This is a genomic window from Paenibacillus sp. LC231, assembly GCF_001860525.1.
In the GTDB taxonomy this organism is placed as follows: domain Bacteria; phylum Bacillota; class Bacilli; order Paenibacillales; family Paenibacillaceae; genus Paenibacillus_AQ.
In genome coordinates, this window is the sequence record NZ_JFOM01000026.1 from 45,590 (window position 1) to 60,161 (window position 14,572).

The 14,572-nt window shown below is 51.3% G+C and carries 9 protein-coding genes and 1 riboswitch; of the genes, 3 read left to right on the forward strand and 6 right to left on the reverse strand.

The window, feature by feature from the left end:
• Window positions 1-139 precede the first annotated feature (139 nt).
• Window positions 140-2,446: a helix-turn-helix domain-containing protein gene (locus tag AK95_RS17465; RefSeq protein ID WP_071221181.1), complete on the reverse strand. Its 2,307-nt coding sequence runs from the start codon at window positions 2,444-2,446 to the stop codon at window positions 140-142.
• A gap of 244 nt (window positions 2,447-2,690) precedes the next feature.
• Here AK95_RS17465 and AK95_RS17470 point away from each other — a divergent pair, with 244 nt between their 5' ends.
• Window positions 2,691-3,872, forward strand: coding sequence for a glycerate kinase family protein (locus tag AK95_RS17470; protein ID WP_071221182.1), 1,182 nt, complete (start codon window positions 2,691-2,693; stop codon window positions 3,870-3,872).
• Window positions 3,872-5,341 (forward strand): SLC13 family permease, encoded by a 1,470-nt coding sequence (locus AK95_RS17475; RefSeq protein ID WP_083397654.1) that lies wholly within the window; start codon window positions 3,872-3,874, stop codon window positions 5,339-5,341. Before AK95_RS17470 ends, AK95_RS17475 begins: the two co-directional genes overlap by 1 nt.
• A gap of 116 nt (window positions 5,342-5,457) precedes the next feature.
• Here the strand turns inward: AK95_RS17475 and atzF are convergent, their stop codons facing one another.
• Genes atzF through AK95_RS17495 form a run of 4 tightly spaced genes read right to left on the reverse strand, consistent with a single transcriptional unit; the run spans window position 5,458 to window position 12,193 of the window.
• The gene (gene atzF, locus AK95_RS17480) at window positions 5,458-7,191 is read right to left on the reverse strand and encodes an allophanate hydrolase (RefSeq protein ID WP_071221183.1); all 1,734 of its coding nucleotides are present in this window, start codon (window positions 7,189-7,191) and stop codon (window positions 5,458-5,460) included.
• Entirely contained in the window at window positions 7,188-10,802 is a 3,615-nt protein-coding gene (gene uca, locus AK95_RS17485) for an urea carboxylase (protein ID WP_071221184.1), read from the reverse strand. The genes atzF and uca overlap by 4 nt, the downstream gene beginning before the upstream one ends.
• Window positions 10,795-11,463, reverse strand: a complete 669-nt coding sequence (locus AK95_RS17490) for an urea amidolyase associated protein UAAP2 (protein WP_071221597.1) — start codon at window positions 11,461-11,463, stop codon at window positions 10,795-10,797. Before AK95_RS17490 ends, uca begins: the two co-directional genes overlap by 8 nt.
• A gap of 7 nt (window positions 11,464-11,470) precedes the next feature.
• Window positions 11,471-12,193: an urea amidolyase associated protein UAAP1 gene (locus tag AK95_RS17495; RefSeq protein ID WP_071221185.1), complete on the reverse strand. Its 723-nt coding sequence runs from the start codon at window positions 12,191-12,193 to the stop codon at window positions 11,471-11,473.
• Window positions 12,194-12,260: 67 nt separating this feature from the next.
• A riboswitch (guanidine-I (ykkC/yxkD leader) is annotated at window positions 12,261-12,369 on the reverse strand.
• Window positions 12,370-12,626: 257 nt separating this feature from the next.
• Here AK95_RS17495 and AK95_RS17500 point away from each other — a divergent pair.
• On the forward strand, window positions 12,627-13,958 hold the full coding sequence (locus AK95_RS17500) for an APC family permease (RefSeq protein WP_071221186.1): 1,332 nt from the start codon (window positions 12,627-12,629) through the stop codon (window positions 13,956-13,958).
• Between the two features lie 255 nt (window positions 13,959-14,213).
• Here the strand turns inward: AK95_RS17500 and AK95_RS17505 are convergent, their stop codons facing one another.
• Entirely contained in the window at window positions 14,214-14,555 is a 342-nt protein-coding gene (locus AK95_RS17505; protein WP_071221187.1) for a hypothetical protein, read from the reverse strand.
• Window positions 14,556-14,572 lie beyond the last annotated feature (17 nt).

The window sequence follows — 14,572 nt, forward strand, 5'->3', positions numbered from 1 at the left end:
TATACGAGCCGTGCTTCAAGGCGTAAAGCGTGCATCTTTTCATCGAGACACTTCTTTTGCAGGCCTGTTGGCACAAGGCTTTATCGGCAGCCGAATGCAAAAAAAGAGACTTCAGAAAATAATGCAGTCTCTTCTTCCCTTATTGGTGAATGTTCCGGTACTTTGCAGGTGTTATGCCTTCGTATCTGCGGAAAGCCCGAATCAGCGAATTCCTGCCCCAATACCCCACCTTCTCGGCAATCTCGTCCATTTTCAGATCGGTCTCCAGCAAAAATTGCTTGGCCTTCATCAACCGGTACTTCGCGATATATTCCACATATTTTTCACCCACCTCCTCCTTGAAGGTCCGGCTGAAATGTCCTATGGACATGTTCATCATGCCTGCAAAATACTCAATCGACAGCTCTTGATCATAATGCTTGTGGATGTAGTCCACAATCTCTATGAATTGCTGACTGCGGCTGTTAGCCTGCGGCATCCGGAACAGAAACCTGTGTATGTCCTCGAAACAGCGCTTTAACTCGTCCCATGTCATGCAGCGATTCATTCGTTCAAACAGACCCGAATAATAAGGAACGTTCAGTTCATTGCGCTCTGACTCCACCGCCCGGATCCATGTGTTCAGCACGTCAGCGAGCAAATATTTCATTTGCACGGCTGCCGCGTCTTTGGACTTCCCCTCCTCCAACAGATCAAACACGGATTGGAGCAGCTTGTCGTACTCTCTGGTTTTGTACTGATTGAGAATTCGCTGGACCTCCTGCACGGACAAAAAAGGGTCCCATTGCTGCAGCTCCCGGTTAGGCTGACTCGTGCAAATTTCAATCATAGAGTGCAGTCCCCGATACTTCAGCATGGCGGCGGCATGCTCATAGGACAGATGCAGCTCTTCCATGGCGTGAACGGTTTTGCCGATACCGATGGTCGCTTTATAATAAGCGCTATATTCCAGGAAAATGAGTCGAACGCTTTCCGCCATATACTCCGGGTGGTCTTCCCGAATCGGATCATGCTGAACGATGCAAGCGAGTATATCCGGCCTTGTCTGGCAGATCCACACCATACCGGGCGCCAGCTGGTGGATCTTGTCCTTCAGCTCTGTGAGCAGAAACGTCTTGGTCGACTCCGATGCCCCATCGTACACGGGCGGATCATAGTGGAAGGAGATGCACAGGACGGTTCTGGCCGCTTCATGGCTGTAGGCAAACTCAATCTCCTTGGCGTAGTATTCAATCGATAATGCGTCACGATACTGGCCCAGTAATATTTTCGTAAAAAACTGCTCCTGCACAATCGGCAGCATCCCGCTCACCATCTGGAACAGCTCTTTATTCTCCGTCATGATGAACTGGGAGTAGCGTTTGATGACATCAAACTCATCTCCTTCGTGACGGAGCGCCTCGCCAGAGAGGTAATGTGGCTTCAGCCCTTCCCTAATCTCCCGGATCGGCCGATATAATCGCCGGCTTAAATAATACGAGGCGAGAGCGCCGACAGTCAGGAAGAAGATAAGGAACAACCAGCTGATCAAGCGGGTAATATATACCGGCTTCATTAATGTTCCTAAATCAATCATGCTGATATAATGCCAGGACTCGTCAAAGCTCGAAGTTAGGAAGGACAGCCCCATCTTGTCCGATATCGTAAATTGCGGGGCCATGCCCTCTGTGCGGATTCGCTGCTGCAGCGCTTGCTGATCCTGCTCGGTCAATCCGGTTTGAGAGATCAGTTTTCCTGCATCATCCACAATTGCAGTACCGTTAACCCAGCTTTCCGTAATATGAATTTGCTCTTGAAGCTTGTCTGGGTTCACATCGACCAGGAGATATACTTCAGGGGCGGCGGTATTGAATGGATAGCTAATCGAAGCCGTTAAGGTGGCTGAAGAATCCATAAAGTCCATCATTTTCTTACCGGACAGTTCAGCCTCCAGCTTATTGCGGCGGTTCAAATCCATGGGATATCGGGAGGAGAAATAATACGATTTATTCGTATACGTTTCGGAATCAATGATCAGGTCCTCGTGTACAAAATAATAGTATGCTCTATCAACCAAATCATCCGATTCCAGCTGCTGGAGCTGTTCCCGCAGCGAATGAAGCAGCTCCGGGAGGAGCTGACGGTCCGGGGATGAAGCCATGGGTGTGAGGAGCACGCTTCGCAGTCTCGAGGTGCTGAGGATATTAATCATATGGGTCTTCAACGATTGCAGCTCTGTGTCGGTCTGCTCGGAGAACCGGCTCATCATGACGTTGTTGAAGCGCTCCGCATCCTTTTCAATGATCCGAACGACAAGCACCTGTGCAAGCACACATGCAACAATGACCGGAATGAGAATCAGGAGGAAATAGTTCGCGAACAGCCTCCAAAAAAGGGTATGCCTCCTGGGAGGAGGAGAAGCAGCTCCTAACTCAGGAGATCGGTTAGGTGGTATCCTTCGCTTCATAAATATCCCCCTTTGTATTTTAAATTTAAGGATAGCGAATCCCCTTGGCATGATCGGGCTCGTCATTTTTACTATATTTTGATGTTAGTTATAATATTCTTAATAGAAACCATTCGGAATCTCCTCTTATTTCACGGCACCCGGTCATGGCATTATTTCACAGCAAATTCTAATTCATCTCTAACCGTCCTCTCCTCTTTCTGTTTTAAAGTTTAAGCAACAACAGACAACAGGAGGAAAAGATATGAAAATCGTTATGGTTCCATCCGGATTTAAAGAGTGCCTGGATGCAGATGAAGTGGGAGAAGCCATGGAAAGGGGCGTTCATCGTTTACATATGGATGCAAGCATTACCGTTATCCCTATGATTGACGGCGGGGAAGGATTTGCTAGGAGCATCGTCAATATAAAGCAAGGACAGCTGTATCATATGGAAGTAACCGGGCCAGTCGGTCAACCTATCACGAGCTGCTTCGGAGTCTACTCTGAACATAATAAAAAGACTGCGGTCATCGAAATGGCTGCAGCAGCAGGCTTGAAGCTTGTTCCAAGAGACCGTCGCAACCCTTTATGGACGACCACCTATGGCGTGGGGGAGCTCATCAAAGGGGCACTGGACTATGGCGTCGACCATATCTTGATCGGCTGCGGAGATTCCGGAACATGCGACGGTGGTGCGGGAATGGCACAAGCCTTGGGAGCAGTGTTTAGCGATGAAGCTGGGAAACCGGTCTTTGTTAGGGGCGGCGGGGATTTACATAAAGTGCAGACCATTGAATTGGCAGGATTAGATCCAAGACTTCGGGATGTGCAGATCGACGTGGCCTGCAATTGGCATAACATCCTTTGCGGAATGGATGGCGTTGCTCACGTTTTTGCCCCGCAAAAAGGAGCTACTGAAGCAGAAGTGGAGCAATTGGCAGGCGCTCTTCATCATTATGCCTATCTGATACACAGCCAGCTTGGAGTGGATATAACCCATGCTCCTGGAAGCGGGGCATCCGGGGGCTTAGGCGCAGGACTAGCCGCTTTCACCAAGGCTAAGCTTCACCCACGTTACGAGATCATCATGCAATACATAAATATCGAAGAGCATATCCTTGGAGCGGATGTCGTGTTAACGGCAGAGGGCTGTCTGGATTACCAAACCCCAAACGGGAAAATACCTTCTGAGGTTGCGAGAATTGCCAAATCAAAAGGAATCCCGGTTATTGCAATCACCGGAACGATCGGCGAAAATGCTGAAATCAATTATGAAAATGGAATCGATGCGTATTCAAGCATTATTCAAACACCGACCTCATTAGATCAAGCCATCAAAAAAGCAGCCCTATGGATTGCAGATAGTACCGAAGCTGCGCTCCGGCATGTGCGTATCGGATATCAGATTGCCCATAGGTCGTTTGTCGAAGGGAAGCGACCATAATGGAGCCTGAATACGTACGATCTACGGGAAAACAGCTGGGCAAACCTGCCCTCGGATCAGAGGCAGTCCAGTCTACCAAACGCTTTTCCCCAAAAACCTGGTGGATTGTATTGGGTATTGCAGGATGCAGTGTTTGGATCGCTTCTGTCGATCGTTTATCTTATTCAGGAAAAATAGCACTCTTATTCTTTATCATAGCCATGGTTTTGTGGATTTTCTCCAGCCTACCGGCCGGGATGATTGCTTTAGGCGCCCTGATGTGCATAGTCTTATTGAAGGGCTCATCCGCTTCATTACTTTACGAATCCATTGCTGAAGAAATCGTATGGTTGATGATAGGTTCATTTATAATCGGTGAAAGTGTAAAAACCAGCGGACTTGCCTCGCGATTTACTCGCTTCGTGTTACAGCGTGCCGGCAAACCCGAGCATTTATTGGGGTGGCTCGCTTTGGTCATCCAGCCCTTAACTTTTTTTATACCGTCTACTTCCGGCCGAGCGGCACTAACGTTACCTGTGGTGAAAGAGCTTCAGACTGTATTAAGGAATACGCAGCAAAAAAGAGCAGTCGCGATGCTCGTTCCCGTTATGATATTACTCGCTTCATCGGCTACGATCATCGGGGCGGGCTCTCACATCATTGGCATCGGGTTATTAAACGGGGCAACCGGTGAAGATATTTCGTATGTAACATGGGTTCTTTGGGGAGCGCCCTTCGCGCTTGTCATGTGCGGTCTGGCTCTTGTATTCATAAAAATCATGTTTTGGAGAAATGAACCGCGCAGCGAAGTCATGACCTCTGAATATAAAAATGTAGAAAAGCTCCCTCTAACCAACAGTGAGAAGAAAACCATCGTTATGATTGCGGTTTTAGTGATCCTGTGGATGACTGAAGCCCTGCACGGTTATGACATTGCCTTTATTACCATGGTTGGCTCCATGCTCTTCATGCTGCCCTCTATCGGGATAATGGGATGGAAGCAGGGCATACAGAGTGTTTCTTGGAATTTGATCCTCTTTGTCGCCGCAGCTACGGCACTGGGAAAAGCACTTGTTGAGAATGGCGTGGTTGCTTGGCTTCAGCATATGGTATTCAGTAAACTAAGTTTTCTGCAAGCGGCCCCCACATTTATGACGGTGCTCATCGTGATCCTCATATCGGTTACCTCACACTTATATATTACGTCGCATACAACCAGAGCGGTAGTGATGACGCCGGCTTTTATTGTGCTGAGCCAGATTCTTGGACTTCATGCGCCTTCGGTGGTGTTTTTGACGCTGGTAGGCATGAACTACTGCATTACATTTCCAGTAAGTTCAAAGGCACTGCTCCTATTTTACGAAGATGAGCATGTTTCCTATCAGGCTAAGGATTTAGTGAAGCTCAGTATTGTTTTAATGCCCGTTTATATAGTAGTTATGCTATTGTTCTACTTCTCTTATTGGAAATGGACGGGATTGACGATATAAAAAAGAAATAGACCGTTATCCATGGAAGGAGCGGTCTATTTCTATTTTCTTGTTCAACAGATAAGCTGCACCTCGGAACAACGGGCACTATCCTCGTACAAGTTAAAGCATTCTGTTCACACATTCTGCATCGCGTTTCTCCACCCTCCGGCAGAGGTTAGATCAAGCGCATCTTCTACGGCATACGACTCACAGACAAATCCTGAAACTAAGCGTCCATCGACCAATTCAATCTTGCCAATCCCCAGCGGGGCTGGAATGGAGGCTGTAAATATGCCGAAGGCATCAGCCGACATCTCCCACAGCTCTAAGGCCATCGATGAGCCCCCTTCTCTTACCCGCACGAGCCCAGGTTTGGGCGGGGCCGTCGGCAGTTGGAACAATTGGTACTTCGGAGCAGTTACGGCCTCCTCCACGAAAATTGCACCAAGCCCAGTCATTTGCGGTTCAAGTACCATCCCTCGCATGTGGAGTCCACAGACAGCCACGGTGATCAGCTCCGTCTGCTTCAGAAAAAAGCGCGACGCGGCCACCATATTAGCCTCCTCCTCAGGCAGCGTAAACAGCGTGATGCCAAACGGCAGACGATCCTTGGCAAAACCGGCGGGAATGGCAATCGCACTTAAATCAAGCAGATTGCAGTGGTTTGTGTACAAACCCATTTGGCTATTCGTTGCAATCGGATCAGTATTCACCTGCTCCCGGGTCCAAGTGCCTCCACATGTCGGAAGGACAAGCACACCGCCCTTAAGCATTTCTTCCGTATGACGACGAATGTCGGCCAGGCGGTGCTGTGCTTGAAATAACGTTGCTGCTGTAAACTCTGCCTTGGCTCCAGAGCGAAGAATGGTTTCAGTCAACGGAGTTGCCGAGCCGGGATGACTCTCGATGAAGTCCGCAAGATGTGACCATCGCTCCGCAACGAGAGGGCCTTCATAGAGCAGGGCAGCCGCTTCCTGCAGCAAGGATACATCCACCTCTTTTACTTTGACGCCGGATCGAATGAGGGTTTCCTTCGCCCGATTCCATGCCGCTTCATATTCTGATGCAAACGGGCCGAAGAACTGCGGCGGCTCCGATGGAAAGAGCCATGTGACTGGCAGCATAGGTCGGCCGAGCGGGCGGTCTTTGGAATACGGATCGCTGGCGAGGTACCCGCGAACGACTCCGTCCACCAGCTCTGCATCCTCTACGGAGCGGGCAAACACGGTGACGCAATCCAGGCTGCGGCATGCCGGGATCACGCCTTGTGAAGGCCAGGCGCCTACAGCCGGCTTGTAACCAACAAGCCCGTTCAGCGCAGCGGGCACCCGGCCCGAGCCTGCGGTATCCGTCCCCAACGCGAAGGCAGCCTGACCGCAGGCTACGGCAACGGCTGAGCCGGAGCTCGATCCGCCGCTGATTAACTCGGGACTCAGCGCATTATGCGTTGCGCCATATGGACTCCGCGTACCCACAAGTCCTGTGGCGAACTGATCCAGATTGGCCTTTCCAACAGGGATAGCTCCAGCCGCAATGAGTCTCTCGACAACAGCAGCATGTTGTTCCGGTACATAAGTGAAATCCGGGCACGCCGCGGTCACGGGCCAACCTGCCACCTCAATATTATCCTTGACCGCAAATGGAATTCCCCATAAAGGAGATTCAACCGGATTCAGATCGCTCAGCCGCTCCAAATACGGCTTTATCCGATCAAGCGTTGGCGGTAGAATCCAGATGCTGCTATCCCGCTCCCGATCCACCCGCTCAACAATAGCCATAATCACGTCTTCAGGCGTAAACCCGCCATGACGATACCCCTTCCGTAAAGCTTCAATCGATATCGCTGCAGGAACCGCTTCAATCGTCATGATACTGTCGCCTCCTCCTCCACAGGATATATGGCTGCAATGCAGTCACCGGCCCTTACCTGATCCCCGGATGATACATACACCGATGCAACTACTCCGTCAAATGGAGCCTGCTGCGGAAACTCCATTTTCATACTTTCTTCTATTATAATATCTTCACCCTTCCGAACCTTTTGCCCGGGTTGTACAAGCACCTTCCATACACTGCCGGACATGGAGCTGTTCACAGCGAGGCTTCCCTCCGGCAGCACTTCCTGCGCAAGTGCTGCGGCAGCTTCCGGCTCTGACACGTGTTCTGCAATCCCAAGCTCCTTCCAGTAGGCACGTTCCTGCTGAAATGCAGCCTGACGCGATTGCCTGAACGCCGAAGATTCCTCCTCAATGGTATTCAGCCAAGCCAAGTACTTGCCCAGATTAAATGTCGTCTCTTCGACTTCAACCTTGAATTCGCCGCGCGGAAAATCTTCTCTCATCTTCAACAACTCTTCTTCAGATACCGGATAGAACCGAATCTGGTCGAAGAAGCGCAGCAGCCACGGCTTGCCCTGCTCAAAATTTGCCGTATGCCGGAACTTATTCCACATCTGTACGGTACGACCGACGAACTGGTATCCGCCAGGGCCTTCCATTCCATATACACAGAGGTAAGCACCTCCGATGCCAACGGCATTCTCCGGGGTCCAGGTCCGGGCAGGATTGTATTTGGTGGTCACCAGCCGGTGGCGTGGATCAAGCGGTACCGCAACCGGTGCACCAAGATAAACATCTCCCAATCCCATGACTAAATACGAGGCGTTATACACAATTTCCGCCACCTCCTCCAGTGAACCGAGCCCGTTCATCCGGCGGATAAATTCCAGATTGCTTGGACACCACGGCGCGTCGGGGCGAACATTTTGCTGATAACGCTCAATTGCTAGCTTTGTGGCAGGATCATCCCAGGACAATGGGAGTTTCACGATCCTGGAAGGAACCTCAATCGAATCTAGCGTTGGCAGCGTAAGATCAATATCCATAATGAGCGCCGCCGCTTCTTTCACGGTCATTCGGGCAGCATCCAGATGAATCTGCAGGGAGCGGATACCCGGCGTCATTTCGATATAAGGGATCTTCCCGCTATCTTTCACAGCCTGCATCAGCACATAGACCTGGAACCGGTACACCAGATCAAGCTCCCGCTCCCCGTACTCAATCAGAACATTCTCATCGCCAGAGCATCGAATGGCTATCGGGAAGCGTCTGCCTTCCTCCTCATAGGCGAGGAGCGGCATATACTCTTTCTTCGACTCTTTCGGAAGGGCAGGCAGTTTCACCCCTCCATCCAGGTTATCCAGGAACAGCTCTTGTACTGCTCTAAGCTGCCCCGCTTCCTCTACGGTGATTAGCTTAAAGCGTACCTTATCCCCGGGACGAAGCTGACCAACCTTCCAGAACTCTGCCGTCGCCGTCGTTACCGGGCAGACAAATCCGCCCAGACTCGGGCCATCCGGTCCGAGCAGAATCGGCATGTCACCGGTCAAGTCCAGCGCACCAACGGCGTAGGCATTATCATGGATATTCGACGGGTGCAGTCCTGCATCGCCCCCATCCTCACGGGCCCATAGCGGCGAAGGCCCTATCAGACGGACCCCGGTCCTTGAGCTGTTAAAGTGAACCTCCCATTCGGTCCCGGTCAGCTGCTCCATATAGGCAGGCAGCAGATATTCCTCTGTACAATGAGGTCCCGGAATTACCCCGATGCTCCATTCCCGAGTCAATTCCGGACGGGACCGCATGGCCAGCGCACCAAGCGCTGTGCCAGTACCTTTGCGAACGCGCAGTACCGCACCTGTACGAAGCGCGCTGCCGGTATGACCGCCAAATCCGCCAAGCGTAAACGTGGATGCACTTCCAAGCGTGAGCGGCATGTCAAGCCCGCCAGCTACAAGAAGGTACGTGCGCATGCCCGCTGCCGCTTCACCAAGCACAAGGATGGAGCCTGAGGCTGCTGTAACTGGTGTGTACATGGGAACTGGGACCCCGTCCAGCGTCGCTGACATGTCCGCACCAGTCAGACAGAACTGCATGTCGCACCGGAACCGGTAGGTTCCGCCTCGAAGTGTCATTTCGAGACCGGCCGCCCCTTTTTCATTGCCGAGCAAACGGTTGCCGATCCGGAAGGCCAAGGCGTCCATCGGCCCGGAAGGGGGAACTCCGATATCCCAATAGCCGATTCTTCCCGGAACATCCTGTACCGTTGTCTGAACTCCCCCATCCAGCACTTCAATAGCACGCTCGGGGGGCTGGAATCCGTTTAACATATTAGTATTTACGAGACCTTCCGCAAAAGCATCCGTGTGCAAAAAGGCTTCGATGTAAGACTGATTTGTCGTCACGCCATAGACTCGGAGCTCCTGCAGAGCGGTAATCATCGCTTCAATTGCATCCTTACGGGTCTTTGCATGCACAATAATTTTGGCCAGCATCGGATCATATAGCGTCGTTACCTCTAGTCCGCTCTGAATCCATGTCTCGACCCGCGTGTTCTCAGGCCATACCATGCCGTCGATCCGGCCGTCACCCGGACGGAAGTCATTGGCACAATCCTCCGCGTAGAGCCTTACTTGAAGACTGTGACCTTGGGGCTCTCGAACCCGACCACCCAAATCGCTTAAGTCTCCGCCTGCCTCACGAACCATCCACTCCACCAGATCAATCCCGAGCACTTCCTCCGTCACTCCATGCTCGACCTGAAGCCGGGTGTTCACCTCAAGGAAATAATACTGCTCCTGCTCCGGATCATACAGGAACTCCACGGTTCCCGCGCTGCGGTATCCAGCGGCAAGCGCCAGGCGGCGCGCACTCTCATGCATCTCCCTACGTACATCCGCAGGCAGCAGCGGTGCAGGCGTCTCCTCAATGATCTTCTGGTTGCGGCGCTGCACGGAGCAGTCGCGCTCCCCAAGCGCTACCGCTTCCCCATCGCCATTACCGAAAACCTGCACCTCGACGTGCCGTGCACGCGCGATGTATTTTTCCAGGAACACGCCGCCATCGTTAAAGTTCACCGTAGCCAGCCGCGTTACCGAATCATATGCGTCACGTAGAGCAGCTTCATCTGCACAGATCCGCATCCCGATGCCGCCGCCGCCCGCTGTACTCTTGAGCATGACCGGATACCCGATTCTCCCCGTATGTTCAATTGCTTCCTCCAGCGACTTCATCAGGCCGGTCCCCGGCAGCATCGGAACCCCTGCCTTCTCTGCCATGGAACGGGCCGTATGCTTAAGGCCGAACAGCTCGATATGCTCAGGTGTTGGCCCGATAAACGTGATTCCTTGCTCCACGCAGGCTCTGGCAAAAGCAGCGTTCTCGCTCAGGAATCCATAACCGGGATGAATGGCATCGGCTCCGGTCTCACGAGCAACTTGCAAAATAAGCTCAGCATTGACATAACTCTCTTTGGCAGGGCCTTCTCCTATCAGTACCGCTTCATCTGCAAACTCCACATGTAGGCTGTCGCGATCTGCTGTCGTGTACACAGCAACCGATGAGATGCCCATGCTCCGCAAAGTGCGGATAATCCGTACTGCAATCGTGCCGCGGTTAGCGATCAGAATTTTGTTAAACATCCCCTTTACCCCCTTCTTCATCCCAGATCAGAACCTGTGCGGGAGTTGGGTTGTAAGCATTGCAAGGATTGTTGAGCTGAGGGCAATTGCTGATGAGCACGGTGACCGGTGCAAGTGCAGTCAATTCTACATAGCGTCCTGGACCGGATACGCCATCTGCAAAGGTGAGCTCCCCCTCCGGTGTGACCGGCACATTCATGAAGAAGTTCACATTCGGGGCCAAGTCCCGCTTCGTAAATTCATGTCGCTGGGACAGCATAAGCATGAATGTATCCCGGCAGTTATGCATCGGCAGCGTATCATGCGAATAGCGGACGGTGTTGCTCTGTGCCGAGCACGCACCGCCAATGGTGTCGTGACGACCGCAGGTATCTGCCGTAATCTTCAGCAGTTCCCGGCCTGATTCTGCAATTAGCAGAGATCCTGTCGTTAAATACAGATTCTGCTGTCCTGTAATCGTTCGGATCGCACTGTAATGATCACCCGGATCTTCTGTGGAGTAGAACAGGGTATCCACCGCTTGGTTCCCTTCCACATCCACGATCCGCAGCACTTGACCGGGAAGCAGATCATACAGCCATCCTTCTCCTGCTGGAATCGTCTTATCATAAACAGCATTCGCTGGATTCCGTTTGCTGCGTGTCGGCTCAAATGTACTCATGCCCATATTAATTCGCCCCTTTCATTAAAGCATAAGCGCTCCACGTATTTTCAAAAGCACGCCGATTCTCACCGCAATGCTGTACGCAAGAATCATCTTCCTGCACTGCCTCCGCATCGGTCACTCGGATCTCAACCGCCGCATCCGGGTAGTCCGGGGACGGGTCGAGCAGGTTCGGTGTATTGGAGAACACCACCAGCACATCCATTTCCGTACGCAGTGTCACAGAACTTCCTGCCGTTTCCTGCTCCTCATACCGCAGGGTCCCATCCAGCTCGCAAACCACTTTGGAGAAAAAATTAACCGGAGCGCTCAGATCCCGCGGCGTAAGCTGGTGGCGGTACATTTCCACAATCAGATTTTCCTCTCCGCTGCGCAGCCAGGCGTTCCGCTCATTCTGGTAGCTGGTACGACCATACTTCTGGTCCGTACTCTGCCGGGTGGTATAACCCGATAACGGATCATGCCAGCCGACCGAATCCCTGGTGATAGATGCCAGCACTCTCCCCTGGTCACTCATTAGCACATGTCCCGCCGTGAGCATCGCGGTATGCTGAGCCTTCAGCGTATCCGGCATATTGTAGCGCTCCGAAGGATACGGAGCATGGAAGAGAAGGGTCGACAGATTCGCCCGGTTACCGGCTGCCGTCAGCGTCATGGATTTTCCTCTGCTGATATAAGCAGACCACTTGCCGCCTGGTTGAATGGTGATTGAAAAGGATGATGTCATCTGAATTCCTCCTGTTATAAAAAAATAGAAAAAAGCCCGGGAGAAACATCAAAGATCATTTGATAGATTCTCCCGGGCTTTTTTCCCGCCGTGTACATCGACCATTCGAGCATCGATGCGTTTTCTCTCGGACCAGTCAACCGCAGATGCGATTCGGAACCCTAGAAAACATTGTTATTCAATTATTTATGTTAAGTATCCTAACACAATAAATTATACCCTGCAACAAAAACAAGCTAAAAAATAAATATTGTTTGTGTTTTTCAGCTTGAAACTCACGATTATGTAAGGTAAATGAACATAAACACACTGAATTCACTTTGATCCGTGAAAAAAAGGCTTGATTTTTTCTGAAAGCCCTGTAAGAATGTGAGATGTCATGACATATGTTTCGATTTGCCTTAGATTCATTCTCATTGGAGGAGGAAAACGCATGTCACAAAATATAACATTAAAGCGAAATCTATCCCTTTCCCATGTCGTGACGATGGGCTTGGCCTGGATGTCACCTATGATTTTTTTCACGAGTTTCGGAGTGCTCCATGAAGGATCAGGGGGGATGCTGCTAGCGGCTTACATGCTTGCATTTATTGCTATTGTGTTTACGGCTGCAAGCTATGGCCAGATGGCCCGGGCTTTTCCAGTGTCAGGTTCAGCCTATACCTATGTGACCAAAGCGATGAATCCCTTTCTAGGTTTCCTTGTCGGTTGGGCCGTACTGCTCGACTACCTGTTCTCCTGCATCATCGCTGTGCTCATGTTCGGCATTAACTTGAATGCCCAATTCCCGACCGTGCCTTCGGCCCTATGGGTTACTCTGTTAACCGTCATCGTAATGACCATCAACATTATCGGCATCAAAACCTCCGCCAATGTCAATAAAATTTTTGTACTGATGCAGATTGTTTTTATTGCCGGCTTCTGCGCCCTTCTCGTATATAAAGCCATGCAGGGCGGCATAACGGCTGGCCTGAATCCTTTTGCCGCAAGTGAGGGAGTCTCCTTCTCGGCGATTCTTGCCGGCGCTTCGCTTGTATGCTTCTCCTTCCTCGGGTTCGATTCTATTACCACAATGGCTGAAGAAACCAAGGATCCGAAAAAAACCATCCCCCGTGCCATCATCATCATTGTGGTCCTGGCCGGACTGATGTATTTTGTCACCGCTTATTTGATCCAACAGCTGTATCCGTCCTTTGCCTTTGGCAACATCGACTCTGCAGGTTTTGAGCTCATGCAATCCATCGGCGGAGGCGCGCTCGCATCGGTCTTCACCTTTGTGATCATCTTCTCGGTCCTGTCACAAGGCATGTCCTCGATGACCACCGTCACCCGCCTGCTGTTCGTCATGGGCCGAACGTCCCTGCTGCCGAAGAAATTCGGTTCCATCCATCCCAAATACCGCACGCCTGTTTTCAACATTGTGCTTGCCAGTATCATCTCGCTGTCCGCCATGTTTGTCAGCCTGGAGACAGCTATCAAATTCGTGAATTTCGGCGCCCTAACCGCCTTCCTGTTTGTGAACGTGTCCGTCATCTTTCATTACATCATCCGTGAAAAACGACGCACGCCCACAGACCTGCTGCTGCGCCTGTTATGTCCGTTGCTGGGTGCCGGCTTCGTGTTCTATCTGATCACGCTGCTGGATCTCTCCTCCCTGATGCTCGGCTCCGGCTGGCTTGTAATCGGGCTGGTCTACTATTCCATCAAACGGGTAAAATCCGTTCAGCATGAGGTGCCTATCCCTGAGGCTGAGAGTGCGGTGTGAACTCCATGGAATCAGGGTTGATTAGAAGCGAAAACCCCCTGGCTCCGGGTTAAGGAGACAGGGGGTTTTTATCCGCTGTTTATGAACCTCATCTCTTGTCAGAATGTAAGTCTTTCAAATCTAGTGCATTCGAACCAGGAATATAATACCATTGAATAGAAATGAAACCATATCAAAATTTGCAAGATTGCAGAAAACCAAAAACGCCCCCGCATCTGTCGCCAGACGCCAGGGACGCTTATCCATCCATTCGTTTTATTCCATGCGCTCAAACACCTTGAACCTTCGATCTTCCTGCAATGCCACCAACGTATGTTCATCGACTACGTAGATTTCCGTGCCTTCCGGCAGCTCGTTCGACGATAAATGCGTATCCGGGTATTGATCCGGTTCGAGCCGCTTCTGAATCGTGCCCGCTAAGGTCAAATCCGCCTCAGCAAAAGCCTCGGCACCCTCAATGCCTTTTCCGATATACTCTTGGTCATCGTACTTTAACAGAGACGCATAACTGGCCGACTGTTTGCTGCCGCAGCCCAAACATAGGATCAACAATAGGCTGATGATCGAAATCCCTGCTATCTTAAGCCTCTTGCCCATCAGTCTTCCTCCTTTGC

Bases quoted from the DNA above. Each gene is read 5' to 3' on its own strand.
- atzF (WP_071221183.1), bottom strand. From the start codon at position 7,191: ATGACGATTGAAGCGGTTCCTGCAGCGATATCGATTGAAGCTTTACGG.
- AK95_RS17495 (WP_071221185.1), bottom strand. From the start codon at position 12,193: ATGACATCATCCTTTTCAATCACCATTCAACCAGGCGGCAAGTGGTCT.
- AK95_RS17505 (WP_071221187.1), bottom strand. From the start codon at position 14,555: ATGGGCAAGAGGCTTAAGATAGCAGGGATTTCGATCATCAGCCTATTG.
- AK95_RS17465 (WP_071221181.1), bottom strand. From the start codon at position 2,446: ATGAAGCGAAGGATACCACCTAACCGATCTCCTGAGTTAGGAGCTGCT.
- AK95_RS17490 (WP_071221597.1), bottom strand. From the start codon at position 11,463: ATGAGTACATTTGAGCCGACACGCAGCAAACGGAATCCAGCGAATGCT.
- AK95_RS17470 (WP_071221182.1), top strand. From the start codon at position 2,691: ATGAAAATCGTTATGGTTCCATCCGGATTTAAAGAGTGCCTGGATGCA.
- uca (WP_071221184.1), bottom strand. From the start codon at position 10,802: ATGTTTAACAAAATTCTGATCGCTAACCGCGGCACGATTGCAGTACGG.
- AK95_RS17500 (WP_071221186.1), top strand. From the start codon at position 12,627: ATGTCACAAAATATAACATTAAAGCGAAATCTATCCCTTTCCCATGTC.
- AK95_RS17475 (WP_083397654.1), top strand. From the start codon at position 3,872: ATGGAGCCTGAATACGTACGATCTACGGGAAAACAGCTGGGCAAACCT.